Here is a 24,865-nt window from a genome sequence, read left to right as displayed (position 1 = left end):
GGCCATCCTTCCGCTCTCATTGATCGCGCATCATTGCTTGCGCGGGCCACACCATGACGAAAAACGTTCTGAGCATCCAGTCACATGTCGTCTTCGGGCACGCCGGTAACAGCGCGGCCGTGTTTCCGATACGCCGGCTGGGCGTCAATGTCTGGCCGCTTAATACCGTCCAGTTCTCGAATCACACGCAGTACGGCCATTGGACCGGCGGTGCGATCGAGGCCTCACAAATGGAAGAACTGGTCGAGGGGATCGGCGCGATCGGCATGCTGCCGCGCTGCGACGCCGTGCTGTCCGGCTATCTGGGCACCCCCGAGCAGGCGCAATCGGTACTGGAAATCGTCAAGGCCGTGAAGGCCGCCAATCCACGCGCGTGGTACTTCTGCGATCCGGTGATGGGCGCGGCGAGCGGTTGCAAGGTCGAACCGGGCATCCAGGAATTTCTCGTGCGCACCATGCCGGAGATGGCCGACGCGATGGCACCGAACCACACCGAGTTGCAACGGCTGGTGGGCCGCGAGATCGATACGCTCGAGGAAGCCGTGACCGCCTGCCGCGAGGTCATCGCCCGCGGGCCGAAGCTCATGCTGGTCAAGCATCTGCTCGACCGCAACAGTCCCGCCGACCGCTTCAACATGCTGGTCGTCACCGAGCGCGAGGCATGGATGGGCCAGCGTCCGCTCTACCCGTTCGCGCGGCAGCCGGTGGGCGTCGGCGATCTGACGAGCGCAGTGTTTGTGGCGCGCACGCTGCTGGGCGATTCGATCCGCGCGGCCTTCGAACACACGCTGGCCGCCGTGAACGCGGTAGTCAAGGCGACGTGGCAGGCCGGGCGCTATGAACTGGAACTGGTGCCCGCGCAGAACGAAATCGCGCAACCGCGTGAATGGTTCGACGCCTGGGTGGCGGAGACAGCGTAGAGCGGCGGAGAGAACCGCGGTTGCATGGAGCGATGTCGGTACGGTGTGCCTGAAGACGCGCTGCTTTGGGTAATTCGGCGGCACAGCACGATCTGCTCGCCGGACACATGACCCACGTCTGTCAGCCGGCCATCCTATAATGCGTGCCGCGTGGGCGAGGCAAGCATCCGCCCACACCGCATTTTTTCAGGCGTCCGGGCATCCGGGCATCCGGCATCCGGCATCCGGCATCCGGGCGTCCAGGCACCCGGCATCCGGGCGTCAGGGCGTCCGGCATTCAGCAGACGAGGCATCGATGGACGGTTATATCCGCAGCGAGCGGGAAGAATTTTTTGAGCAGTTGTGCATGAGTGTCGACGCGGACGAAGCGCACGAGCAGGAAGCGATCGAGTACTTCGAGAACCAGTTTGACCAGGCCGACTTCGATCCCGCACAGTGGCTCGACATCGCGCTCTACTACTCGCCGGCGGTGGCGCGCGGCATCGTCGACATGGTGACGTCCGACGACAAGGCACGCAGCAACATCGCCGAAGTGATCGCCGACAACCTCGACATTTCATACGGCGAGGACGAGTGCCAGAAGTTCGCCGAGACCATCGAATTCGCACTCAACAATAGTGTGCCGGTGGACCTCGACCTGGTGCTCGACGGCTGCCAGCGCGCGATCGACGATCTCGACACCTGGGCCGATGAAGAGACCAAGGCGCCGCTACTGCGTCTGCGTGAGGAGTTGCTGCGCCAGCAGGGCGAGCGTTGAGGCGTTTGCCTGGCCCCCCGCCATTGCGCCATTGCGCCATTCCGTTTCTTAAGCATATGCCGCAATCCGCACCTGCGTGATGCTGCGCACTGGCAGTTAGCCCAAGCACTGCACTGCCTATGCTGAAATGCTCATTCAAAGCGCCGCGAACTGCCAAGACGGTAGCAAATTGGCTTTCTATATTCGCGCCAGATTGACTCGCATCTGAAGCCACTTCGCGTCCCCCAAGTTCCCAGGAGCACTTCCTTCGGAGCGGGGACTTCCTTCGGGAGGACTCCCTACGGGGCGTATTCCCGGATTGTTTATGGCGTCCGATCATCCGTACTCTTAATGATGCGCGCCATGCGAAGTGATCCAGAGCTCGCGCGCCGATCCAGCGTTACTGCCTTGCCGCTTTCACACCTGAAACTGTCGATGGAGAGAGAGACCATGAGTCTTCGCAACACGCTGAAACCGCTTGCACTGTTGGTTGGCGCTGTCTTCGCGATCGCGCCGCTGGCCAGTTTTGCCGACGACCTGCCGGTGAAGATCGGCTTCGCCGCGCCGCTGACGGGAGCCAACGCCGGCTACGGCAAGGATCTTGAGAACGGCGTGCGGCTGGCGATCGAGGAAGCCAACGCACAGAAGATCAAGATCGGCGACAAGGTCGCTCAATTCCAGCTCGTGTCCGAAGACGACCAGGCCGACCCGCGCATCGGCGTGCAGGCCGCGCAGAAACTGGTCGACGCGGGCGTATCGGTGGTGGTTGGCCACTTCAATTCGGGCACGACGATTCCGGCTTCGCAGGTGTACGAACAAGCCGGCATTCCGATGCTCGACCCGGCCGCGACCAATCCGATCATTACCGGGCGAGGCTTTGCAAACACCTTCATGGTGATTTCCACCGACGCGCAGAACGCCGGGAACGCGGGCGTCTACGCCGTGGAGGTGACGAAGGCCAAACGTATTGCGATCATCGACGACCGCACCGCCTTCGGCCAGGGCGAGGCCGACGAGTTCGAGAAAGCGGTGAAGGCACACGGCGGCACCATCGTGACGCGCGAGTACACCGACAATCACGCGGTCGACTTCAGCACGCAGATCACCAAGATCAAGGCGGCCAACGCGGATCTGATTTTCTTCGGCGGCCTGGATACCCAGGCGGCGGGATTCGCGAAACGGATGAAGCAGTTGGGGATGAACGCGCAACTGGTCGGCGGTGGCGGCGTGATGGACCAGGACTTCATCAAGCTCGCGGGCGACTCGGCCGAAGGCGTGATGGCCTGGGAATACGGCAGACCGTTGGCCCAGTTGCCGGGCGGCAAGGACTTTTCCGCGAAGTTCAAGAAGCGCTTCGGGGTGGATATCCTGTCGTACGCGCCGTTTGGATATGACGGCGCATGGGCCGCGATCAAGGCAATGCAGCAGGCGAAATCCAGTTCGCCGGCAGCCTACCGGCCGGTGCTCAAGGCGATCGACTACGACGGCGTGACCGGGAAGGTCTCTTTCGACAGCACCGGCGCGCTGAAGAGCGGGGCTTCCACGCTGTATCAGGTCAAGAACGGAGCGTGGGTTCCTATCGTGACCAAGAGCGGGAGTTAAGCGTCTCGTTCTGCCCATGAAGGCCGTGTTGTTTGTGCGGCAGTGGCGGTGTTTTTTACCGCCACTGCCGCAGCCACTGCCGCAGCCACTGCCATCGCCCCTCGCATTTGCCGCTGCCGAAGCCACGGCCCCACATGCCTACCTGGCAACCTTGACCACCACCTCGGCATCGAGATCCCGTTCGATCCGGACAAGATCGTCCTTCACTTCGGCGAATTCATCGGCCGCACACATCTGGTGCCCAAACGTGGCGCGAAGGTGCCGCCTGACCTGCAGAACCCGCGCGCCAGGATCGAACACGTAGCGAGAAGAAAACTCGAAGAACCGATCCCTCACGGTGGCATCCGGCGGAACATCCGTCACGCGCGCGAAGCTCGGCAGCGCCATCTCCAGCGTCTCGTCGAATTCCCCGCCGATGCACGCCCATGGCTGCGTCCGGGCGGGCTCCGCAAGCCATGTCTGCACCTGCCCCGCCATCCCGCCGGACAAACTGGTCAGCGCGGGCACGGCCGTCGTGCCGTCGGTCCAGACAAAGTGCTCGACGCGTCCTTGCATCGACGTGGAAAACGGCCCGCCGGTTGCGCTCAGATCGCCCGCGCGCAACTGCGCGGTGCCATGCAAGCCGGTCAGCATCAGACGATTCGCCGCGACCTGTTGCATACGCTGGCGCGTTGCCCGCCGAAACGTATTGCGTTCGAGCTCCGCGGTATAGCCATCGTCCTCCACGCGGTAAGCGTAGTTCGCCGCCCCGCTCTCATCGATATCGATCTGCAGGCGCGCAGTGCGTTCGCGCAGTTGCGTGGCCGGTGTGCGCGACAACACCCCGGCATCGACCAGCAAGACCGGCCGGTCCATGACGCTCGGCGGCAAATAGCCAAAGCCGATGCCGCCCGCGGTAGTGTCGGCGAACAAAGACAACTCAGGAATCCAGACGATGGCATGATTGATCGCGCTTGCGCCGTATCCAGGCACGTCCGGCAAACTGTAGTAAGGCCCCAGATTGAGCAGCACGGCCTCACTGCGGATCCCGACCACGGCGAGCAGCGCGCTGTACAACGCAACGTGGTCCTTGCAGTCGCCATAGCGGTTGTGCAGGATGTCGATCACCTTGTGCGGGATCGCCGCCGTTTCGCCTAGAAACAGCGCGACGTAGCGAATATTCAGACGCATCCAGTCGTACAGGATCTGCGCTTTCGCGCGCGGGTCGCTGGCCTCGGCGGTCAGGCTCTGCGCGAGTCGAACGATCGCCGGGTCGCTCGCCGTCGCGTCGGCGGCAGGACCGCGATAACGCGCGGCAAAACTCGCGAAGTCCGGCACCGTCGACACCATCAACCGGTCGCCCCAGTTCGCATAGCCCACCGCGCCCGCTTCGAGCGGCGCATAGGTGCCGTGCCGGTAGTCGAACTCGTAGCGGGTGCGGCCGTTTGCCGTCACGGGCGGCACCGCGACGTAGCCATGCGCATCGGCATAAAGCGGCACGTCGGTGGGCAGGTCGAAGATCAGACGCTGCATCTCGACCGGGTCGCGCGTCGGTTCGACCAGGTAGGCGAAGGTACCGGCCTGCAGGGGCTTCGTGCGGGTCTTGCGAAACGCCAGATGCACGCGCGAGCCAGGCTCGACGCCCGGAAAGATCACCGTGCGCAGCACGCCGTCTTCGAAACTCGGCGCGCCCGCCGAGCGCGGCTCCTGCACGTCGCGGATCGCCTCGGGGCCGACCGGATGCGCGACGCCGCTCGGGTCGATCGTTTCGGCGCTCAGCAATTGCACCTGCTCGATATCCTTGTTGAACCACACGTAGCGTTGCGCAATATCGTCGACGCCGCTCGTCGTGTTGGCCCGCAGGACCGTGTCGTCGTGCTCTTCGACGGAACCGTCTTTCTGGATCATGAAAAGATGGACGTCGCGCTCCATCGTCGAGGGGGCGAGGTCGTCGTTGGGGATGCTTGAGGTGCTTGAGGTGCTGGCGGTGCCCCCCTCAGCCTTCGAGACAGTTGCACATGCAACCAGCGCCAACCCGGCGGCCAGCTTGATGAACAGAGCGCAGCGCGTCATGCGCGACGCGCCCTGCCCCGTGCGCATTGCGCAAGCGCCCGCGCGGATATCAATCCCCCTCCCCGATTTGCCCAAGCAAAGCCTGCAAACGCTCCACATGCCTGAGCAGTAAATGCCGATGCTTTTCGATCTGCTCCAGCCGGCCCGCCAGGTCGGCCTGAATCGGATCGTCGAGATCGGCGGCGGCGATCACCTCCTCCACTTTCGAGCGCATCGACGCAAGCTCCACCGGCGCATGATTCAAATGCCGCTCGAAGCGCCGCACGTCCTGCATCGCCAGATCGCGAACCTTGCGAAAATGCGCCTGACGCCGATGCATTTCGGCGTCGAGCGTCTCTTCTTCCACCCGTTTGGCCGGGCCCGTCTGGCCGAAAATCGGCTCGGGCGGCCTCAGCACGGTCTTCTTGCGCACCGGATGCGCGGTGCCGCGAAAGCGCGCAAGCGGCTGTTCATTGTCGATTGCTTCGCGCGCCTTGGCAGGTATGTCATGTTCCGTGTGTGACACGTTCATCCAGCCATTGGGCAAGCCCGTCACGGCCTCGATACCGCGCACGAACTCCTCGCTGAATTCGCGCTGACCGGACAACATCAATTTCAGGTAGCTGGCGGAAAAGGTCATCATGCGCGCGAGACGCGTCGCCGCGCCCACCTCGCGGGTCAGCAGCACCAGGTTCGCTCGCCAGACCGGGAGCAGGTGTTCGTCGGAATCTTCCATCGCTGGGTCTTCCATCTTTTGCCCGATGTATGGACGACGCGATGCACACGCGTCATCGGTTTGAAAGGGTAGCCGTTTCACCGCGTGGCGCGCAATCCCGGAGCGAATATATGGCGGCTGGAGATGTGCTGAAATTACACGCTACGCTGCGCCACCGCTCAGGGATAAAACGCCCCGAAGCTCGTCGTTTTGAGTTGACCCATGCATTCGCTCAGCGTTCCTGTGCTGAACGCGCGATCTGTGGCATCCTTTTGCGCCGTTGCGGCACGCTTCGTGCTGCAGCGTTAGCACCATCACGTCGATTAAGGATTTTGTAATGAAGAAGATCATTCTTGCCCTCGCAGCATCCGTAGCTGCCCTCAGCGCGATCGCTCCCGCCCAGGCCTACGAGCATCATCACAAGGAATGCCACAAAGTGCGCGTCCACCATCATTGGGAAAACCGCTGCCATTGATGGCCAGGTGCGCCCGCGAGGGTGATTCAAAAACCCCGCTGTTAGGCGGGGTTTTTTTACGCCCAGAAGCGCCGGCCAGCATGTTTCGCAACGCTCTATAAGTTCTGCGCGAAACCGCCAGCATGCAATCACGGACACATGCTGTTACACCTTTGCGGTGTGAGGGGATGCGTCAAGGCGGCCTCGCGCAATGCGAAGCGCCGTGAACGCCGTAGGGATCGGATGAAAAGCAACGACAGCGGCGCCAACCGGGTCGACGCGCGCGAGTGGTGGGTCAAGCGGCCTTGACGCGCTCCAAAGCCGTCGCCACCAGTTCTTCAAGCAGAGGCTGAACCTTCACGGCCAGTGTTTCGTCATACGCATACGGCATCTGCTCCTCCATATACGTCATCTGCGACAACTCGAGCTGCACCGCGTGCACACCCTGCGAGGGCTGCCCATACTGCCGCGTGATATAGCCGCCCTTGAAGCGCCCATTGGCGATGGCGGAATACCCGCCATGCCGCTCGACCACCGCAGCCAGTTCCTCGCCCAATCCCGCCACCGCGCTCGCGCCATTCGAGGTGCCGAAATTGAAATCCGGCAGACGTCCTTCGAAGAACCGCGGCACATGCGAGCGGATCGAATGCGCCTCCCACAGCAGCACCTTGCCGTGCTTCGCCTTCAACGCGGCAAGCTCGCCCGTCAACGTATCGTGATAGGGCTTCCAGTAAGCATCGCGCCGGCGTGCGACTTCGGCGTCGGTCGGCAGATGGCCGTCGAGGTACAAGGATTCCTTGTCGAAGGTATCGACCGGCAGCAAACCGGTGGTGTCCTGCCCCGGATAGAGATTCGCGCCATCGGGCGGACGGTTCAGATCGATCACATAACGCGCGTACGTCGGCGCCAGAATCGACGCACCCATGCGCCTCGCAAATGCGTAGAGACGGTCGAGGTGCCAGTCGCAGTCGTCGGTGCGCTGCGCGGCAGGTGTCATCGTCGCGGCGATATCGGCGGGAATTTGCGTGCCCAGATGCGGGATCGAAATCAGCAACGGCAGGCTGCCCTGATGCAGCGATAAAACCGGCGGAGTAGTTGCAGTAGACAAAGCAGTCATGTCAGTCCGGAATCGATGTGATCGAAATAAATCTCAGTGTATTCGGCAATTCACGCGCGCATTTTGCTTCAGCATGTGGCCTTCAGCCGCTTACCTGAGCAAATCGGCGAGCGCCCCACGATAGCGCGCATAAGCGCCCTCTTCATCGCGATGCCGACGCTTGTCGACGACCTTCTCGCCGCCCGTGTAGACGTCGCGAATCGGCGTCTCGCCATGCTCGCAGAATACAACGCCCGAGAGCCACGCGTTCGGCGCGTGCTCGGCGATGCTCGAATGATCCGGATCGAGCACCAGCCAGTCGGCACGCCTGCCGGCTTGCAGCGCGCCGACGGCACGGCCCGTGGCATGCGCGCCGCCTTCGAGCGCGGCGCCGAACAGACGATCGGCCACATGCGTGGCCTGTGCCGATGCCAGCACGTTGCGCTGGCGCCGCGTAAGACGCTGGCCGTATTCGAGCAAACGCAATTCCGCCCGCCAGTCGACGCCGATATGGCTATCCGAACCGACGCCGATGCGCCCCTGCGCATCGAGATACTCGTGCGCCGGAAAAATGCCGTCGCCGAGATTGGCTTCGGTGGTCAAACACAAACCGGCGACCGCGCCGCTTTTCGCGAGCGCAAGCGTTTCGTTCGCATCGACGTGCGTTGCATGCACGAGGCACCAGCGGCTATCGACATTGAAGCGATCGAGCAGCCACTGCACCGGCCGCGCCCCTTCGGTTTCGAGGCAGGCGTCGACTTCGGCGGTTTGCTCGGCAATATGGATGTGCACCGGCGCGCTTTTATCGATACCGCTCAGCAATTCACGCAACGAGTCAGCCGATACCGCGCGCAACGAATGCGGCGCCACGCCATAACGCAACGCCGCGCTCTCAGGCCGCGCCGTGCGCACCGTGCCGAGCAGGTCGAGCAAACTCTCCGGCGTATTGATGAAGCGCCGCTGATCTTCGCGCGGTGCACGCGAACCGAAACCGCTGTACTGATACAACACGGGCAGCATCGTCATGCCGATGCCGCTCGTCGAAGCCGCGTCCACCACACGCTGCGCCAGCTCCGCCTGGTTCGAATAGCGGCTGCCATCCGGCGTGTGATGCACGTAGTGGAATTCGCAGACCGACGTGTAGCCCGCTTTCAACATCTCGATGTACAACCACTGCGCGACAGCAGCGAGTCCTTCCGGCGTGATCCGCGCAGCAAAGCGATACATCAGATCGCGCCAGCTCCAGAAGTTATCAGTGGCCCCTGTGCCCGATGCCGCGCGATATTCGGTGAGACCGGCCATCGCGCGTTGAAACGCATGAGAGTGAAGATTCGGCATGCCGGGCAATACCGGACCGGCGGCTTTTTCTACGCCGTCAGGAACCACCGCCGTAGCGGGCGTAACCGACGTCAGCGTGCCGTTGGCATCCCATTCCAGCAGCACGTTGCGGCGCCAGCCATCAGGCAGATAGGCGTGATCGGCGAACAGTGATTGTTTTGCTTGCATCATCTCTCAGACCCTAGCTCAATTCACGCCGTGTATAAACGGTCTCGCCCGCGCGCACGACCCGCGCGCACAACGGACGCCCAATCCAGTAAGCCAGTTCGGCCAGCGTTGCCACCGACCACACCGCGAAATCCGCCGCACGTCCCGCTTCCAGCGAACCGTGTATCTCCGCTTTGCCGAGCGCTTGCGCCGCGTGCACGGTCACGCCCTGCAGCACTTCGGGCACGGTCATGCGGAACAGCGTGGTCGCCATGTTCATCATGAGCAGTAGCGACGTGGTGGGTGAGGTGCCGGGATTGCTGTCGGTGGAAATCGCGATCGGCACTTGATAGCGCCGCAGCAAGTCCAAAGGCGGCAGTTGCGTCTCACGGATGAAGTAGTACGCGCCGGGCAGCAGTACGGCGACGGTGCCGGACGCTTTCATCGCGGCGACGCCCGCTTCGTCGAGAAATTCGAGGTGATCCGCGGACAGCGCATGATGGCGCGCGGCCAATGCCGTGCCGCCGCCGTTCGACAACTGCTCGGCGTGCATTTTCACCGGCAATTTATAGCGCTCGGCGGCTTTGAACACGCGCTCGCTTTGTTCCAGCGAAAAGCCGATCCGCTCGCAAAACACGTCGACCGCGTCGATCAGGCCTTCGTCGGCGAGCGCGGGCAGCATCGTGTTGCAGACTTCGTCGAGATAGGCGTCGGCCCTTCCCGCGAACTCGGGCGGCAATGCGTGCGCACCGAGAAAGGTCGTATAGACCGTCACCGGATAGCGCTCGCCCAACTGGCGCGCGACGCGCAGCATCTTGCGTTCGTTCGCGAGATCGAGGCCGTAGCCGGATTTGATTTCGACCGCCGTCACGCCTTCGGCGAGCAGCGGTTCGAGGCGCGCGGCCGACTGGCGGAACAACGAGTCTTCGTCGGCGGCACGCGTGGCGCGCACCGTCGAGACAATACCGCCGCCCTGCCGCGCGATTTCCTCATAGCTGACACCCGCGAGGCGCTGCGCGAATTCATCGGCGCGCTGCCCGCCGTACACCAGATGCGTATGACAATCGACGAGACCCGGCGTCACCCACGCACCGTGCAGATCTTCGCGCGGCCATGCGGCGTAATCGGCGGGTAATTCGGAGGTCGCGCCGAGCCATGCGATTTTGCCGTCTTCGACGGCCATCGCGGCATCGGGCAGCGTGTGTTGGGGATCGCCCTGGGGGCACAGTTTCAGGTGATGCCAGACGGTTTGCTTCATCGCGTGCTCTTTGCAGCTCGTTGCGTGTCTGTGGTGGTTCGCGGCGCGCTTAAGGCCTGGCTTGCTTCGCCAGGCCTTAAGCGCGTACGCGAATCGTCGTCATTGTTACGCTCATCACTTATAGCGGATGCTGATCGCGAGCAATGCGCCCGTGCCCTCGACCACGCACGGCAGCGCGTTCGGTGTGTCGATGCGCAGCGTGTCGCCGGTTTCGAGCGCGCGCGGTTGAGCGTCGCCACCGAGCGCGACCTGGACCGAACCGCTTGCGCAGAACAACAGCACCACGTCGGCGAACAAAGTACGCTGCGTAGCGCCGCGCCACACTTCCGTTTCGCCCACCGCCGCGCCACGGCGGACCATCAGGTTGAAGTCGCGCGTGGCGCCGTCGACGAGGCGTGCGTCGATCCGCGCTTCGCCTGCAAACTGCGCGATGGCGAGTGGCTGAGTCAGCGCATGGGTCTTTACGGCGTGCGCGCCACTGCTCTCTGTGTCGTTAGTGCCGTCGGTTTCGTCGAGCAACATGCCCGCGCCGGACAACAGCACCAACGTGCGGTCAATACCCGCAAACGCCGAGAACGGACCGGCCTGCGCCACGTCGGCAATGCTCACGCGCCACGTGAAGGTGTCCAACCCCGCGTTCAGCGGAAACGCCGCCACTTCACGCGTGACGCCGCCGCCGTTCTTCCACGGTGCCGCCACGAGGTCGGCGCCGCGAATCAGCGTCGTGGTTGCCATGTTATCGACAAGCGGGCTGTGAAACGCCACGATCAACGGCCCAGCATCGGCAGATTCAACCCTGCCTCGCGCGCCGTTTCCTGGGCGAGTTCATAGCCCGCATCCGCATGACGCATCACACCGGTCGCCGGGTCGTTGAACAGCACGCGGCCGAGGCGCTCCTTCGCAGCATCGGTACCGTCGGCGACGATCACGACGCCCGAGTGCTGGCTGAAGCCCATGCCAACGCCGCCGCCATGATGCAGCGAGACCCACGACGCGCCGCCCGCCGTGTTCAGCAGTGCGTTGAGCAAGGGCCAGTCGCTGACCGCGTCCGAGCCGTCCTTCATCGATTCGGTTTCGCGATTCGGGCTCGCCACCGAACCCGTATCGAGGTGATCGCGGCCGATCACGATCGGCGCCTTCAGCTCGCCATTCCTGACCATTTCGTTGAAGGCCTGGCCCAGCCGATAACGATCCTTCACACCGACCCAGCAGATCCGCGCCGGCAGACCCTGGAACGCGATGCGTTCGCGCGCCATGTCGAGCCAGTTGTGCAGATGCGCATCGTCGGGGATCAGTTCCTTGACCTTTGCATCGGTCTTGTAGATGTCCTCCGGATCGCCCGATAGCGCGACCCAACGGAACGGGCCCTTGCCTTCGCAGAACAACGGGCGGATATACGCCGGCACGAAGCCCGGGAAATCGAACGCGTTTTCCACGCCCATTTCCAATGCCATCTGACGGATGTTGTTGCCGTAGTCGAGCGTGGCCGCGCCGCGTTCCTGCAACGTGAGCATCGCTTGCACCTGCTTGGCCATCGACTGCTTGGCGGGCAGCACGATGCTGTCCGGCACGGTCTTCATACGCTCGCGCCAGTCTTCGACATTCCAGCCTTGCGGCAGGTAACCGTGAATCGGATCGTGCGCGCTGGTTTGATCGGTCACGCAATCCGGCGTGATGCCACGCGTCACGCATTCAGCGAACACATCCGCCGCGTTGCCGAGCAGACCGATCGACACCGGCTTGCCCGCTTTCTTCGCTTCGTCGAGCATGGCGAGCGCTTCGTCGAGCGTCTGCGCTTTCTTGTCGACGTAGCGCGTCTTCAGACGGAAGTCGATACGCGTTTCATCGCATTCCACCGCGATCATCGAGAAGCCGGCCATGGTCGCTGCTAGCGGCTGCGCGCCGCCCATGCCGCCGAGACCGCCGGTCAGAATCCAGCGGCCCGACGCATCGCCGTTGAAATGCTGATTCGCCACCGAGAAGAACGTCTCGTAGGTGCCTTGCACGATGCCCTGGCTGCCGATGTAGATCCAGCTGCCCGCAGTCATCTGCCCGTACATCATCAGGCCCTTGCGATCGAGTTCGTGGAAGTGTTCCCACGTCGCCCAATGCGGCACCAGATTCGAATTCGCCAGCAGGACGCGCGGTGCGTCCGCATGCGTGCGAAACACGCCGACCGGCTTGCCCGATTGAATCAGCAGCGTCTCGTCTTCGTTCAGGTCCTTCAGCGACGCGAGGATCTGATCGAAACAATCCCAGTTCCGCGCCGCACGTCCGATCCCGCCGTACACGACCAGCGCATGCGGATGCTCGGCGACTTCCGGGTCCAGATTGTTCTGGATCATCCGGTACGCGGCTTCCGCGATCCAGGTCTTGCAGGTTTTTTCCGCGCCGCGCGGTGCGCGGATCGTGCGGGTCGGGTCCAGACGCGGGTCGATGTGTTTCGGGTTGTTCATGGTGGCCCTCGGAATGCGTGAAAATGTTCGGGAGAAGTGCTAGAAAACGAGTCGAAAAATGAATCTGGAAAACGGCTCTGAAAACGCAGCGAAATCAGAAATGTCCGGTGAAACGATAGCGGCTGCCCGGATGCCAGAGATTGGCGATCGAAGCGACCTGGCTTTGCGACCACGTGCGCCGATGCAGCACGAGACACGGTTCGAGTTCATCCATGGTCAGCAGTTCGCGCGTGTGGGCATCCGCCGCCAATGCTTCAATGCGGTACTCGACGCGCTGCAATGGCGCCACGCGCACCAGATACTGGTTCGGCGTGGTGTTCGTGAAGTCCTGCAATGCATATTCGGGCGCGACCGCCGGGTTGACCCAGCGTTCTTCGAGCTGCACGGGTTCGTCGTTTTCGAAATGCAGCACGCGTGAATGAAACACCGGACTGCCCGCGCTCACCTGCATTTCTTCGGCGAGCGCTTCGTCAGCGATGCTCGCGCCGATATGCAGCACCTTTGCCTGATAACGATGACCGCGCGCGACGATTTCGTCGGAGATACTGCGAATCGCCACGAGTGTGGATTCGTACTTGGGCCGGGCCACGAACGTGCCCGAGCCCTGCACACGCGTGAGCACCTGCTCCGAAGTCAACTCGCGCAACGCGCGGTTGACCGTCATGCGCGCGACGTTGAATTCGCGCGCGAGCTCGTTTTCGGAGGGCACCTGGGCGCCTTCAGCCCATTCGCCCGCGTGGATGCGGCCGAGGATGAAGTCCTTGATGCCCTGGTAAGCCGGTGCGTTCATTGGCTGGATTGGGGTGCTTGAAACGGGTGGTTCGAGCTTACTGTTCGGAGGCGAACGAGAACGGGCTCAGCTTCGCGATCGTGCCGTTCTGCACGAGACGCGTCACCGCCTCGATATCCGGCGCGAAATAGTGATCGAGCTCGTAATGCGCGACATCCTTGCGCACTGCGTCCATCACTTTCTGCAAGCTCGGGCTGGTCTTATGCGGCGCACGCAGATCGACGCCTTGTGCCGCGGCGAGCAACTCGATCGACAGGATGTTCGCCACGTTTTCAGCGATGTCGCCGAGCTTGCGCGCGGCGAACGTCGCCATCGAAACATGGTCTTCCTGGTTCGCGGAGGTCGGCAGCGAATCGACCGAAGCCGGATGCGCGAGCGTCTTGTTCTCGGAGGCGAGCGCGGCAGCCGTTACGTGAGCGATCATGAAGCCGGAGTTCACGCCGCCGTCGCGCACGAGGAACGGCGGCAGGCCCGACAGCGTCGTGTCGATCAGGAGCGCGATGCGGCGCTCGGCCAATGCGCCGATTTCAGCGACGGCGAGCGCGAGGTTGTCGGCGGCGAAGGCCACCGGCTCAGCGTGGAAGTTGCCGCCCGACAGCACTTCGCCCGTGTCCGGGAAAATCAGCGGATTGTCGGAGACGGCATTGGCTTCCAGCAGCAGCACGTCGGCCGCATGGCGCATCTGATCCAGACACGCGCCCATCACCTGCGGCTGGCAACGCAGACTGTATGGGTCCTGCACCTTGTCGCAATCGGCGTGCGAGACATTGATGCCCGAGCCTTGCAACAGCGAGCGGTACGCCGTGGCCGCGTCGACCTGACCTTGATGGCCGCGCAGTTCGTGAATGCGCGCGTCGAACGGCTTGACCGACCCCGCGGCGGCGTCCACCGACAACGCGCCCGCCACCAATGCGGTGCGGTACAGGTCTTCGATTGCGAACATGTTGTAGAGCGCGAGCGCGGTCGATGCCTGGGTGCCGTTCAGCAGTGCCAGACCTTCCTTCGCCTGCAACGTAAGCGGCTTCAGGCCGACCAGCGCGAGGCCTTCGGTGGCCGGCATACGCTCGCCCTTCGCGAACACTTCGCCGACGCCGAGCAAGGTAGCCGACATATGCGCGAGCGGCGCGAGGTCGCCCGATGCGCCGACCGAGCCCTTGACCGGAATCACCGGCAGCACGTCGGCGTTGTACAGCGTGATCAGCGCTTCCATCACTTCGCGGCGGATGCCCGAATGGCCGCGGCCGAGGCTCGACAGCTTCAGCGCGATCAACAGACGCACGACCGGACGCGACATCGGCTCGCCCACGCCGACCGCGTGCGACAGCACCAGATTGCGTTGCAGCAGCTCGAGCTGGTCGTGCGGGATGTGCGTGCTGGCGAGACGCCCGAAACCCGTGTTGATGCCGTAGGCCGGCTCACCCTTTGCGGCGATATCGGCGACGGCTTTGGCGCAGGCGTCGATGGCGGCGTGGCTGGCGGGATCGAGTTGCAGCGCGACGTGCTCGCGTGCGATCTGGCGCAGTTGCGGGAGGGTCAGGTAGCCGGGCTTCAGAATCATCATGATGTTGTGTCCTGTCTTGTCTATACAATTTGAGAGAAGTCTAGCGGCGTCAGCTTGTATATACAACTGGTTTTTGCAGGTTCGGGACTAGGGGTTTCCATTAGGGGCGGGATGCCTGTCTGGCATACATATCGCTTCGGCTGGGGGCTCGGGTGCGACGGAGCGCCGCGTGCTTCTGCTGATGGTCATAGCCGTTGACTTGTATATACACATTCAAAAGCCACGCCGCTAGGCGAACAAAATAGTCAGGTCCCTGAAGGACGCCGGCGGACGTCTTCATTATTGATTTCAAATCAAGATTCATTTGAGATTAATACGCTTTTTGTGAGAATCAAGACGGCGGATACTGCGTCCATGTCATCGTGTTTCCGATGTTTCCACACCAAGGAGAACGTCTTGAAGATTTTCATTACTGGCGCAAGCGGCTTTATCGGCGGTTCGATCGCGGCACACCTCGTGCGCGCCGGCCATCAGGTACGCGGTTTGATCCGCAAGCCCGAGCACAGCGCCGAGTTACAACGCCTCGGTATCGAACCCGTGATCGGCACGCTCGACGACCGCGATCTGCTGATCGCCGAAGCAAAGGCCGCCGACGCGGTCATCAATGCCGCGAGCAGCGACCATGAAGGCGCGGTGAAAGCGTTGATCGACGGCCTCGCGGGTTCCGGCAAGCCGTTTCTGCATACGAGCGGCTCGAGCATCGTCGGCGATGCGTCGGGTGGCGAAGCGGGCGAGGCACGCATCTATCACGAGGACGCGCTGCCCGAGCCGACCGCGGATAAAGCGGCGCGCGTCGCGATCGATCAACTCGTGCTCAAGGCCGCGGAGAAGAACATCCGCTCGGCGGTGCTGTGCAACACGCTGATCTACGGCCACGGCGCCGTGCCGGGCAGCGCAAGCGTGCAGTTGCCGCGGCTCGTGCGCCAGGCGCAGAAGAGCGGCGTGGTACGGCATGTGGGCAGCGGCGGCAATATCTGGTCGAACGTCCATGTCGACGACGTCGCCGAGCTCTATCGCCTCGCGTTGGAGAAGACGCCGGCGGGCACCTTCTACTTCGTCGAAAGCGGCGAGGCGTCGTTCCGCGACATGAGCGCCGCGATCGCCCGCGTGATGAAACTCGGCGACGCGCAAGACTGGCCGCTTGAGGAAGCACAGAAGGAATGGGGTTACGAAATGGCTTCGTACGGGCTCGGTTCGAACAGCCGGGTGCGCGGCGAACGCGCACGCAAACTACTCGGCTGGCAACCTCAGCGCACGTCGGTGATCGACTGGATCGAGCACGACATGATGGCCTCCGAGTGACTGTTCTACGAGGTGCCCGCCAAGGGCACTTCGTGCGCAGCGTCCACCAGGAAGATTTCCTCCGGAACGGAAGTTAGCAACCCTGCCCTTCGCGCGTCGAGTACTTGTGCTCGACGCTCCCTAGACGGGTGCCCTACGCAGACGCGCAACGTTCTGTTCGCGCACAGAAAACCAGAGTGCCAACATGCCGACTGCCGCCATTGCGCTCGCGAGCACAAACGCCGAGGAATAGCCGGCGCCGTACTGGATCATGAAACCAGTGATGCTCGGCGCCAGAATCCCCGCAAGGTTCGCGAGCAGATGAACAAAGCCGCCGGTCGCACCGATCCTGCCGCGCGGCACGATGTCCTGCAACAAAGACCAGCACGCCTGGGGCGTCATGAAGGCAAACAGGCTCGCCACCGCGATCAGCGACACGGCGGCACCGAGCGATGTCGCGCGCGAAACCAGCAGCACGCAAATGGCCGCCATCCCCAGGCCCATGATGATCACCGTCTTTCGTGCGAACAGGACGTTTCCGGTGCGCCTGTAAAGTCCGTCGGAGATCAGGCCGCCCAGCACGAATCCAACCGTCGCGCCGAGCCAGGGCAGGATGCCGACGATGCTCATATGTTTGATGTCGAGATGCTGATAGTCGGTGAAATAGCTAGGCAGCCAGGACAGGAAGAAATACAGCACGTAATTGAAGGCGAAGAATGCCACCGCAACGCCGAGCACGGGCATCGACAACAGGTAACGCATGACGCCGTCTTCCGCCGGAGCGTCAGCGGCATTAGCGAGCTGGCGATCCGACGCAATCAATTGGGCTTCTTCTTGCGAGACCGCAGGGTGATCGGTCGGCTGATCGCGGAAACAACGCCACCAGAACGCCATCCAGACGAAACCGAGCAGTGCGATCACGACGAACGAGATGCGCCAGCCGAACTGCAAGGCAACAAGTCCGACGATCGGCGCGGCGATGGCCGCGCCAAGCGGCTGGCCCGCGTTCGTGATGCCAACCGCGCGACCCGCCTCCCGGCGCGGAAACCAGTTCGAAATCGACTTGTTGGTGGTCGTGCCCATCGGGCCTTCGGCGACACCGAAGGCGACGCGCGCAACCATCAACGTCGCGTAGTTTCCCGCGAATGCGGTGGCGCCGCAGAACACGGACCAGAAGCCCGCGGCCAGCATGAATACCTTGCGCGGACCGTAGCGGTCGGCGGCCCATCCGCCGATGAGGCAGAACAGGCAATAGCCGATAAAAAAGCTGCTGAACAGAAGGCCCATCTGCGCGTCGTCAATATGCAGATCGCGCTTGATGATGGGTGCCACGACCGACAACGCGGCGCGATCCAGATAGTTCAACATGCCCGCAAAGAACAGCAAGGCTGCGACCATCCAGCGGTAGTGGGATTTCATGTCTCCTCCGGTGATACAGAACGTTGATGTCCCGCCGGCAAGGAAGACTCCCTCACGTTTGTGCCAGCTATGAAAGCGGCCTTGCCGGGGGCTAGCTCGGTGCGCAACTCGACGCACCGATATAATTCATACGTCATCCTATAACGTATGGACGAAATCGGTCGGCAGTAATTGCCCTGGTAGTCCGGGCGCGACGAACGAGTTATACGATAACTTATGAGAATCCGCTTGCGCTAGTGATCGGAGGACAAATTTCGCCCTGCTGCGCAAAAGGATAGGTGCGAGCTGCCGTGGGACGGCGTCACGTTCGGCGAATTGCACTTACGCGGTCCGTGGTGAACTGCATACGTGCAGCTTCGGGTCGAAGCATTAGCCTGGAGCGGCAACGCGTTGAACGTTGAGCATCTACGATGCTCCGTCTGCGCTACCGACAGAGATCAACAGCCCTGGGGGCGTCCCGCGAGGCGTAATTAGTGTAAGCACAATCGTTGCGAATCCGTAAGCTCAACTCGCTAGAATCCGGTTCACGTAATTGCGCGATTCGACGATGCGAGTCGCGCGTGAGTCCGGATTTAATCGATGACCTTCGCGCTGAACTTCGACTGGCTAACCAACCTCATGGCGATCATTTTCGTCGTGGCGTGCCTGTACGATTCACGCTACGACGAATACGGCACATTGACGCTGTCAGCCGCAGTAATGGGTCTTGTGGTGATGGCGATCGAGTTCTTCCTCAAGCCCGCCCTCGAGATGACGCTGTGAATTTGACGCTGCGCGATGCAACGCCATTCGTCTCGACTTGCGTTTTATCTCGCTGCTGAAAGATAGCCGTAAGCAGCCACCAGTATCCAGAGATCAGCCATCGCACCGGCCAGCGGAAACACCTGGCCACCATCACGAGCCGCACGCGGCGCAACCGCTCGCCTTCTCTTCGTAGCGATCGTGATGCTTGAGCCACTCGCCCATATTCTTCTTCTCGTTGCGGCCTTTCGGCGTGACGTCGAAATGCGCGTACGTGCTGAGGAACTGCTCGCCGCCGCGTCCATAACTGGAATACGTGTGATAGACGTCGCCCGCTTCGTCCTTGTAGAACACGCTGTGGCCGGATAGCTCGTCGATGCCGACATCCTGCCCGGTGAAGTTGTAGAACGCCTTCTTGCTGGCGATCTCCTCCGGCGTGAACGACACGTGATAGTCGAAATTGAAGTCGCTCTCATTCGACGACACCCAGGGAAACTTCCAGCCCATCCGTTTCCTGAATGCCTCGATCTTCGCGAGCGGTCCACGCGAGACCGCCACGTACGAAACGTCGTGATGTTCAAGATGCGTCAGGATGCCATCCATGTGATCCGACACGAACGAGCAGCCGAAACAGCCCTCTTCCCAATCCGGGCCCAGCATGAAGTGATAGACGATCAACTGGCTCCGGCCGCCGAACAGATCCGCGAGTGTCTTGCGGCCTTGCGGCGTGTCGAACACGTAGGTCTTATCGACCTTCACCCACGGCAATGCGCGGCGTTTGCGGGCGAGTTCGTCGCCGGCGCGTGTGTACGCTTTCTCTTCGACCAATAGCGCCTTGCTGGCGGCCAGCCATTCTTCCTGGGTACCGATCCGGTGTTGCGGGTCCATGTGCGTCTCCTTGTCTGCGTCGTGCAGGTTCGATAGAGCAAAATCAGGCGAAGTAGCGTTCCAGCGAATCGAGACCATCGCTCCAGCCGGATTGATGCAGATCGCGCGTTTCTTCGTCCACGAACTGCTCGTGAGTGAGCGTCAGCAAGGTGCCGTTTCCGTCCGGGCGCAACAGCACCGTGACCCGTGATTCCTGCTCCGGATTCGCGCGCCACGCCCACGTGAACACCAGCTTCGCGTCGGGCACGATTTCCAGATACTGGCCGTTGGCCTCGATCTCCCGGCCGTCCGGCTTGCGATACACAATCGCGAAGCGCCCGTCGACGCGCGCATTCAGTTCCGCGCGGACCACTTCGGAGTCGCCCGGATGCATCCATTTCATCAGTTGCGCCGCTTCCGTCCAGGCGCGGAAGACTTTGGCTGGCGCGGCGTTGAGACGCCGCTGGAGGGTGAGGCTGGGCTTGGTGGACATGGGGTTTCCTCTTCGACGAAAGCAGCCAGACGATCGAGTGATTCGGACCAGAAGCGCTGATAGCGGGTGAGCCACGCCATGGCTTCCTGCATGGGTCCGGCGGACAGGCGGCACGCTACCGTACGGCCTGTTTTGCAGCGCGTGATGAGACCGGCCTCGGACAACACGTCGAGGTGCTTCATCACCGCGGGCAAGGACATCGCAAATGGCTCGGCGAGTTCGCTGACCGACAGATCGTTCAGTTGCGACAGACGGGCGAGCAATGCACGACGCGTCGGATCGGACAGCGCCGCAAAGGTGCGATCGAGTAACGCTTCGTTAAACTTAACCATGAGGTTAAGTATAGAAACATGCTTGAGGATGTCAAGGACAGGTGCGTGCTTTCTTCAAAGCGAGCAGGAAGCGATAAGAGAAGAGGCGAACAAAGCGCTGAAACAAGCCGCGAAGGGGACGCTGAAAAAAAGATACGCGGCGTGTCGCAGATAAAACCCTGCAACACGCCGCGTCAAGGTGGAGAACAACCGACTACACGTTCAAGCAAAGCGGCAGGGAACGCCGCCCCACTCTCTCGTTACAGCAAATCGCAAAACGCAATGCGGCAGGATCAGATCGCCCAACCGCCGAGATAGAAGCCGACCAGCACGATCGCGATCGCGACCGTACCCACGTTCAGCTTGCGATACTCGCCGCTCACCACGCGGCCGATCACCAGCGTCGCGAAGCCGAGCATGATGCCCGTCACGATGTTCGCGGTCAGCACGATGAACACCGCGCACATCAGGCCCGACATCGCGTCGACCATATCGTCCATGTGCAGCTTGCTCACGTTCGAGAGCATCAGCAGGCCGACGTACATCAGCGCCGGAGCGGTTGCATACGAAGGCACGAGACTGGCCAGCGGCGAGAAGAACATCACCACGAGAAACAGCAGACCGACCACCGCTGCCGCCATCCCGGTCTTCGCGCCGGCTGCAACGCCAACCGTCGATTCGATGTAGGCAGCCGCCGGCGCACCGCCGAGCAGGCCCGAGAAAATCGAGCTCAGCGAATCCGCCGTCAAGGCGCGGCCACCGTTGATGATGCGGCCATTTTCATCGAGTTGACCGGCTTGTCCGGCGACCGCGCGAATCGTCCCGGTGGCGTCGAACACGGCCGTCATCACGAGGGCCAGCACGCTGGGCAGGACGGCCATCGACAGCGCGCCCTTGATGTCCATCGCGCCGATCAGCGACGCATGACCCGGTGCGCTCAGCGACGGCAGCGCGAACACGCCGTGGAACGAGACCGCCGGATCGATCAGCAAGGCGAGCGCCGAAATCGCGACGATCACGATCAGGATCGAACCCGGCACGCGACGGCGCACCAGACCGAAGATCGCCGCCAGACCCGCCACCGACATGATCGCCGGCAACGCCGTGATATTGCCGAGCGCGACCGGCAGACCGGCGCCCGGGTTCTTGACGACCAGACCCACGTCATTCGCGGCGATCAGCAGCAGGAACAAGCCGATGCCGATACCCGTGCCGTGCGCGATGCCCGTCGGCAGATTGCGCAGGATCCACGAACGCACGCCCGTCACCGAGATCGCGGTAAAGACGACCCCCATCAGGAACACCGCGCCGAGCGCGACGTTCGGATGCAGACCTTTACCGAGCACGAGACCAAACGCGGTGAACGCGGTCAGCGAGATCGCGCAGCCGATCGCGATCGGCAGACGCGCCCACACGCCCATCAGCAACGAGCCGAACGCGGTGGTCAGGCACACGGCAACGAACACCGCGCTGGTATCGAAGCCCGCTTTGCCGAACATGCCCGGCACGACGAACACGGAATAGACCATCGCGAGGAAGGTCGTGATGCCCGCGACGATTTCCGTACGCTGCGAACTGCCGCGTGAAGAGATTTCGAAGTAGCGGTCGAGAAAGCCTTTTCCGTCGAATGATTCGGCGCCGACTTCAGAAATCGGTTGGGCGTGGGGTTCCATCATGATGAGTAGCCTCCTTTATCAGCGTGCTGAAACGGCCCGTTTTCCGGCCGCCATCAGGTTCGTCTCGTTGCATTGATTTAATGTGGTGTGGCAAGGTTTGAACGTCGGCTTGCGATGCGTCGGGACATTCCGCCCTCCGTCCTTCTTTTGCTGTCTCGAAATGTAGGTCAACACAAATATATCTCCCATCGCATGGATGGCATGCCCGACATGTCCCGATGCTTATATCGTCTAAAGGACGGCAAACCACGTCGGCGCTCCGCGCGTTAACACCTACGGTTTGTCATGAAGTCGCGAAAGGGTTTTGACGGGTTCGGCGCGCAGAAACGGCCATTGAGCGCGGCATGAACCGTGCGTGGGGGACACCTGTCAGAAAGCCTGCAAAAGCGGGCCGCCCTGGCGCCGCGGGTTACACTCTGACCCTTGCCTGACTTGACTGAATGTCTTAACCGCGGCGGTCCACAGCGCCCGTCCGCACTGGCCCATGGAGTTCTTCCTGATGAGCGGCGGTTTTTCGCGTCCTGCCTGGCGTCTACTGATTCTTGCTGTGTTCGCGCTCTTCGCGCTGTCCGGCTGCAGCCTGTTGTGGGGCCCGCAGCAGGCGCCGATTGTCGATGCCACGGTGATGCCCGTCGAGCCCGCGAGCGCGCCCGTGGTGGCCTCCGAGCCGGAACCGGTCGAGACTGAAGCGGCTGAGCCCGAACAGCCGAGGAAGCCCCGCAAGCCGGTCGTCAAGCCACGCAAGGTCGAGCCTCCGCCGCCGGTCGTCACGCCCGCGCCGCCGCCGCCCCCGCCGCCGCCACTGATCGTGCTACGCACGATCGAGCGCAGCGAGGCGCGCGCATTGCTCGACAGCGAAGTGCAGAAGCCTGACGGCAAGGTGATCGGCCGCGCGGTCGACATGATCGCCGATGCGAGCGGCAAGCCGCGCGAGATGGTGGTGAATCTGCAGGGCTTCCTTGGGGTTGGCGATCGCAAGGTCAATTTCCCTTGGAGCGCGTTCCGCTTCGCGCCGACCGCGAAGGCCGCGCCGATCACGCTCAACGCGGCCGCCGTGCCCGCTCCCGCGGCGAAGTCCGCTGTCATGCAAGTGCCGCTGATCGACACCGACGTCGAGCGCTCGAACGGCGCCAAGGTGGGCCGCGTGATCGACGTACTGGTCGACGCCAACGCGCAGCCGCAAGCGGTCGTGCTCGACGTCAACGGCATGGTCAGTACCGAGCGGCGCACGATTGCCGCTAACTGGTCGGCGCTGCGGTTCGTCACGAAAGACAAGGAGTTGCATCCGCTGATCGATCTGAGCGACGCGCAGATCAACGCGACGCCGCCGTACGCCAACGACAAACCGATTCGCGCGGTGTCGCCGGCTCCGCCGCCGGCCCCTGCTCCCGCTGCTGCGTCTGCGCCGGCTACTGCCACAGCGGGTTCCAACGCACGGGCGGCCCGATGACAGGCCGCACTTTGGTTACCGCGCGCAGTCTGCGCGCACTCGATTGGATGAATTTTTTCGTCGCCAATGTGCAGACGGGTTTCGGGCCGTTCATTGCGTCGTACCTCGCCTCGCACAAATGGACCCAGGGCGAGATCGGCATGGCGCTGTCCGTTGGCACCATCAGCGCGATGGTGAGCCAGGTGCCGGGCGGCGCTGCCGTCGACGCGCTGCGCAACAAAAAAGGCGCTGCCGCGTGGGCAATCTTCGCGATCATCTTCAGCGCGGTGCTGCTGGCCGCGAGCCCGACCGTGCTGCCGGTGATTGCCGCCGAGGTGTTCCACGGCTTTGCCAGCTGCATGCTGACGCCGGCGCTGGCTGCGATCTCGTTCGCGCTGGTGGGGCGTGCGAATCTGGGCGACCGGTTGGGGCGCAATGCGCGCTGGGCGTCGATCGGCAGCGCAGTGGCGGCTGGGCTGATGGGTGTATTCGGCGAATATTATTCCCCGCGCGCGGTGTTCTGGCTGACTGCGGCGCTGGCTGTCCCCGCGCTGTTCGCGTTGATGATGATTCAGCGCACCGACACGATCGAACTGCCGAAATCCGGCCCGACGCCTGCACAGATCGAACGGCGCGAGAGTTTGCGCGAGTTGTTGCGTGACAAGCGGATGTTGCTGTTTGCGGCTTGTATCGTGCTGTTCCACTTGTCGAATGCGGCGATGCTGAATCTTGCCGCTGGCGAGGTGACGGCCGGCATGGGCGACAACGTTCAGCTCGTGATTGCGGCGTGCATCATCGTGCCGCAGGCGATTGTGGCGATGATGTCGCCATGGGTTGGTCGCTCTGCCGAGCGGTGGGGGCGCAGGCCGATATTGCTGCTTGGGTTTTCGGCGCTGCCGATACGGGCATTGTTGTTTGCCGGGATCAGCAGCCCGTATTTGCTGGTGCCGGTGCAGATGCTGGACGGCCTGAGTGCAGCGGTGTTCGGTGTGATGTTGCCGTTGATTGCCGCCGATGTGGCTGGCGGGAAGGGGCGGTATAACCTTTGTATTGGGTTGTTCGGGTTGGCTGCTGGGATTGGGGCGACTTTGAGCACGACGGCTGCTGGGTTTGTGGCGGATCGTTTTGGCAATGCCGTGAGCTTTTTTGGGCTTGCTGCGGCGGGGGCACTTGCCGTTTTGCTGGTGTGGGCCGCGATGCCGGAGACGCGGGATGCAGCGGCAGAAGATGCTGCGGCTGTGGGAGGGGGGAAGTCGGCTGTAAGGTAAGTTTTTCTGTTGCCTACGGCGTTGGGCTTTCTCTTGTTTTTGTTTGCCTGCGCGGCGCTTGGTTGTGTGCCTATGGCGTTGGCCTTTTTCTGGTTTGTTTGCCTGCGCGGCGCTTGTTGTCTGTTTGCCTACGGCGTTGGCCTTTTTCTGGTTTGTTTGCCTGCGCGGCGCTTCTTGTCTGTTTGCCTACGGCGTTGGCCTTTCCTTGATTTGTTATTGGTCTATTAGCGTCGCCCCTGTGCGGGGCAGGCACCTACTTCTCTTTGCCGCCGCAAA

22 protein-coding genes are annotated in these 24,865 nt (G+C 62.6%); 8 read left to right on the top strand and 14 right to left on the bottom strand.

Annotation, left to right across the window (positions count from 1 at the left end):
- The first annotated feature begins 53 nt into the window (after positions 1-53).
- From pdxY to PQR53_RS08805, 3 genes are all read left to right on the top strand, one after another.
- Entirely contained in the window at positions 54-920 is an 867-nt protein-coding gene (gene pdxY, locus PQR53_RS08815) for a pyridoxal kinase PdxY (RefSeq protein WP_408452389.1), read from the top strand.
- A 295-nt stretch (positions 921-1,215) separates the two neighbouring features.
- Entirely contained in the window at positions 1,216-1,677 is a 462-nt protein-coding gene (locus tag PQR53_RS08810; RefSeq protein WP_408452387.1) for a hypothetical protein, read from the top strand.
- Between the two features lie 429 nt (positions 1,678-2,106).
- Positions 2,107-3,258 (top strand): branched-chain amino acid ABC transporter substrate-binding protein, encoded by a 1,152-nt coding sequence (locus PQR53_RS08805; RefSeq protein WP_408452385.1) that lies wholly within the window; start codon positions 2,107-2,109, stop codon positions 3,256-3,258.
- A 138-nt stretch (positions 3,259-3,396) separates the two neighbouring features.
- Here PQR53_RS08805 and PQR53_RS08800 read toward each other — a convergent pair whose 3' ends face one another.
- Positions 3,397-5,310: a DUF3857 domain-containing transglutaminase family protein gene (locus tag PQR53_RS08800; RefSeq protein WP_408452383.1), complete on the bottom strand. Its 1,914-nt coding sequence runs from the start codon at positions 5,308-5,310 to the stop codon at positions 3,397-3,399.
- A gap of 49 nt (positions 5,311-5,359) precedes the next feature.
- Positions 5,360-6,025: a hypothetical protein gene (locus PQR53_RS08795; protein WP_408452381.1), complete on the bottom strand. Its 666-nt coding sequence runs from the start codon at positions 6,023-6,025 to the stop codon at positions 5,360-5,362.
- Between the two features lie 316 nt (positions 6,026-6,341).
- Between PQR53_RS08795 and PQR53_RS08790 the strand changes: the two genes are divergently transcribed.
- On the top strand, positions 6,342-6,479 hold the full coding sequence (locus PQR53_RS08790) for a hypothetical protein (protein ID WP_179741783.1): 138 nt from the start codon (positions 6,342-6,344) through the stop codon (positions 6,477-6,479).
- A gap of 274 nt (positions 6,480-6,753) precedes the next feature.
- On the opposite strand, the gene hutG is transcribed toward PQR53_RS08790, so the two are convergent.
- The 7 genes from hutG to hutH all read right to left on the bottom strand — a co-directional run bounded on the left by hutG (position 6,754) and on the right by hutH (position 15,104).
- Entirely contained in the window at positions 6,754-7,575 is an 822-nt protein-coding gene (gene hutG, locus PQR53_RS08785) for an N-formylglutamate deformylase (protein WP_408452379.1), read from the bottom strand.
- Between the two features lie 90 nt (positions 7,576-7,665).
- Positions 7,666-9,063: a formimidoylglutamate deiminase gene (locus PQR53_RS08780; RefSeq protein ID WP_408452377.1), complete on the bottom strand. Its 1,398-nt coding sequence runs from the start codon at positions 9,061-9,063 to the stop codon at positions 7,666-7,668.
- A 10-nt stretch (positions 9,064-9,073) separates the two neighbouring features.
- On the bottom strand, positions 9,074-10,297 hold the full coding sequence (gene hutI / locus PQR53_RS08775; RefSeq protein WP_408452375.1) for an imidazolonepropionase: 1,224 nt from the start codon (positions 10,295-10,297) through the stop codon (positions 9,074-9,076).
- A 114-nt stretch (positions 10,298-10,411) separates the two neighbouring features.
- The gene (locus PQR53_RS08770; protein ID WP_408452374.1) at positions 10,412-11,032 is read right to left on the bottom strand and encodes a HutD/Ves family protein; all 621 of its coding nucleotides are present in this window, start codon (positions 11,030-11,032) and stop codon (positions 10,412-10,414) included.
- Between the two features lie 32 nt (positions 11,033-11,064).
- Positions 11,065-12,753, bottom strand: coding sequence for a urocanate hydratase (gene hutU / locus PQR53_RS08765; RefSeq protein WP_408452372.1), 1,689 nt, complete (start codon positions 12,751-12,753; stop codon positions 11,065-11,067).
- Between the two features lie 94 nt (positions 12,754-12,847).
- Complete coding sequence (gene hutC / locus PQR53_RS08760; RefSeq protein WP_408452371.1) at positions 12,848-13,543, bottom strand: histidine utilization transcriptional repressor HutC; 696 nt, start codon at positions 13,541-13,543, stop codon at positions 12,848-12,850.
- A gap of 37 nt (positions 13,544-13,580) precedes the next feature.
- On the bottom strand, positions 13,581-15,104 hold the full coding sequence (gene hutH / locus PQR53_RS08755; RefSeq protein WP_408452369.1) for a histidine ammonia-lyase: 1,524 nt from the start codon (positions 15,102-15,104) through the stop codon (positions 13,581-13,583).
- Positions 15,105-15,500: 396 nt separating this feature from the next.
- Here hutH and PQR53_RS08750 point away from each other — a divergent pair, with 396 nt between their 5' ends.
- Complete coding sequence (locus tag PQR53_RS08750; RefSeq protein ID WP_408452367.1) at positions 15,501-16,406, top strand: NAD-dependent epimerase/dehydratase family protein; 906 nt, start codon at positions 15,501-15,503, stop codon at positions 16,404-16,406.
- Positions 16,407-16,526: 120 nt separating this feature from the next.
- On the opposite strand, the gene PQR53_RS08745 is transcribed toward PQR53_RS08750, so the two are convergent.
- Entirely contained in the window at positions 16,527-17,804 is a 1,278-nt protein-coding gene (locus PQR53_RS08745; RefSeq protein WP_408452366.1) for an MFS transporter, read from the bottom strand.
- A 579-nt stretch (positions 17,805-18,383) separates the two neighbouring features.
- On the opposite strand from PQR53_RS08745, the gene PQR53_RS08740 reads away from it, so the two are divergent.
- Positions 18,384-18,566: a hypothetical protein gene (locus PQR53_RS08740; protein WP_323043740.1), complete on the top strand. Its 183-nt coding sequence runs from the start codon at positions 18,384-18,386 to the stop codon at positions 18,564-18,566.
- Between the two features lie 132 nt (positions 18,567-18,698).
- Here the strand turns inward: PQR53_RS08740 and PQR53_RS08735 are convergent, their stop codons facing one another.
- The 4 genes from PQR53_RS08735 to PQR53_RS08720 all read right to left on the bottom strand — a co-directional run bounded on the left by PQR53_RS08735 (position 18,699) and on the right by PQR53_RS08720 (position 21,892).
- The gene (locus PQR53_RS08735) at positions 18,699-19,433 is read right to left on the bottom strand and encodes a DUF899 domain-containing protein (protein WP_408452365.1); all 735 of its coding nucleotides are present in this window, start codon (positions 19,431-19,433) and stop codon (positions 18,699-18,701) included.
- A 43-nt stretch (positions 19,434-19,476) separates the two neighbouring features.
- Complete coding sequence (locus PQR53_RS08730; RefSeq protein ID WP_408452364.1) at positions 19,477-19,905, bottom strand: SRPBCC family protein; 429 nt, start codon at positions 19,903-19,905, stop codon at positions 19,477-19,479.
- On the bottom strand, positions 19,815-20,237 hold the full coding sequence (locus PQR53_RS08725) for an ArsR/SmtB family transcription factor (protein WP_408452362.1): 423 nt from the start codon (positions 20,235-20,237) through the stop codon (positions 19,815-19,817). The genes PQR53_RS08730 and PQR53_RS08725 overlap by 91 nt, the downstream gene beginning before the upstream one ends.
- A 272-nt stretch (positions 20,238-20,509) precedes the next feature.
- Entirely contained in the window at positions 20,510-21,892 is a 1,383-nt protein-coding gene (locus PQR53_RS08720; RefSeq protein WP_408452361.1) for an NCS2 family permease, read from the bottom strand.
- 499 nt (positions 21,893-22,391) lie between these two features.
- On the opposite strand from PQR53_RS08720, the gene PQR53_RS08715 reads away from it, so the two are divergent.
- Together PQR53_RS08715 and PQR53_RS08710 are read left to right on the top strand one after the other, a co-directional pair.
- The gene (locus tag PQR53_RS08715) at positions 22,392-23,342 is read left to right on the top strand and encodes a PRC-barrel domain-containing protein (RefSeq protein WP_408452359.1); all 951 of its coding nucleotides are present in this window, start codon (positions 22,392-22,394) and stop codon (positions 23,340-23,342) included.
- On the top strand, positions 23,339-24,589 hold the full coding sequence (locus PQR53_RS08710) for an MFS transporter (protein ID WP_408452357.1): 1,251 nt from the start codon (positions 23,339-23,341) through the stop codon (positions 24,587-24,589). The genes PQR53_RS08715 and PQR53_RS08710 overlap by 4 nt, the downstream gene beginning before the upstream one ends.
- Positions 24,590-24,865 lie beyond the last annotated feature (276 nt).

It is taken from the genome of Paraburkholderia fungorum (assembly GCF_046027605.1).
Lineage (GTDB): Bacteria > Pseudomonadota > Gammaproteobacteria > Burkholderiales > Burkholderiaceae > Paraburkholderia > Paraburkholderia fungorum_F.
This window is presented reverse-complemented; position numbering and strand designations above follow the sequence as displayed.

Excerpts from the sequence above, each read along its gene's own strand:
- PQR53_RS08710 (WP_408452357.1), top strand. The coding sequence starts at position 23,339 with ATGACAGGCCGCACTTTGGTTACCGCGCGCAGTCTGCGCGCACTCGAT.
- hutC (WP_408452371.1), bottom strand. The coding sequence starts at position 13,543 with ATGAACGCACCGGCTTACCAGGGCATCAAGGACTTCATCCTCGGCCGC.
- PQR53_RS08770 (WP_408452374.1), bottom strand. The coding sequence starts at position 11,032 with ATGGCAACCACGACGCTGATTCGCGGCGCCGACCTCGTGGCGGCACCG.
- hutI (WP_408452375.1), bottom strand. The coding sequence starts at position 10,297 with ATGAAGCAAACCGTCTGGCATCACCTGAAACTGTGCCCCCAGGGCGAT.
- PQR53_RS08740 (WP_323043740.1), top strand. The coding sequence starts at position 18,384 with ATGACCTTCGCGCTGAACTTCGACTGGCTAACCAACCTCATGGCGATC.
- PQR53_RS08720 (WP_408452361.1), bottom strand. The coding sequence starts at position 21,892 with ATGATGGAACCCCACGCCCAACCGATTTCTGAAGTCGGCGCCGAATCA.
- hutG (WP_408452379.1), bottom strand. The coding sequence starts at position 7,575 with ATGACTGCTTTGTCTACTGCAACTACTCCGCCGGTTTTATCGCTGCAT.
- PQR53_RS08725 (WP_408452362.1), bottom strand. The coding sequence starts at position 20,237 with ATGGTTAAGTTTAACGAAGCGTTACTCGATCGCACCTTTGCGGCGCTG.
- PQR53_RS08795 (WP_408452381.1), bottom strand. The coding sequence starts at position 6,025 with ATGGAAGATTCCGACGAACACCTGCTCCCGGTCTGGCGAGCGAACCTG.
- PQR53_RS08810 (WP_408452387.1), top strand. The coding sequence starts at position 1,216 with ATGGACGGTTATATCCGCAGCGAGCGGGAAGAATTTTTTGAGCAGTTG.
- PQR53_RS08730 (WP_408452364.1), bottom strand. The coding sequence starts at position 19,905 with ATGTCCACCAAGCCCAGCCTCACCCTCCAGCGGCGTCTCAACGCCGCG.
- PQR53_RS08800 (WP_408452383.1), bottom strand. The coding sequence starts at position 5,310 with ATGACGCGCTGCGCTCTGTTCATCAAGCTGGCCGCCGGGTTGGCGCTG.
- PQR53_RS08745 (WP_408452366.1), bottom strand. The coding sequence starts at position 17,804 with ATGAAATCCCACTACCGCTGGATGGTCGCAGCCTTGCTGTTCTTTGCG.
- PQR53_RS08805 (WP_408452385.1), top strand. The coding sequence starts at position 2,107 with ATGAGTCTTCGCAACACGCTGAAACCGCTTGCACTGTTGGTTGGCGCT.
- PQR53_RS08790 (WP_179741783.1), top strand. The coding sequence starts at position 6,342 with ATGAAGAAGATCATTCTTGCCCTCGCAGCATCCGTAGCTGCCCTCAGC.
- pdxY (WP_408452389.1), top strand. The coding sequence starts at position 54 with ATGACGAAAAACGTTCTGAGCATCCAGTCACATGTCGTCTTCGGGCAC.
- PQR53_RS08715 (WP_408452359.1), top strand. The coding sequence starts at position 22,392 with ATGAGCGGCGGTTTTTCGCGTCCTGCCTGGCGTCTACTGATTCTTGCT.
- hutH (WP_408452369.1), bottom strand. The coding sequence starts at position 15,104 with ATGATGATTCTGAAGCCCGGCTACCTGACCCTCCCGCAACTGCGCCAG.
- hutU (WP_408452372.1), bottom strand. The coding sequence starts at position 12,753 with ATGAACAACCCGAAACACATCGACCCGCGTCTGGACCCGACCCGCACG.
- PQR53_RS08735 (WP_408452365.1), bottom strand. The coding sequence starts at position 19,433 with ATGGACCCGCAACACCGGATCGGTACCCAGGAAGAATGGCTGGCCGCC.
- PQR53_RS08780 (WP_408452377.1), bottom strand. The coding sequence starts at position 9,063 with ATGATGCAAGCAAAACAATCACTGTTCGCCGATCACGCCTATCTGCCT.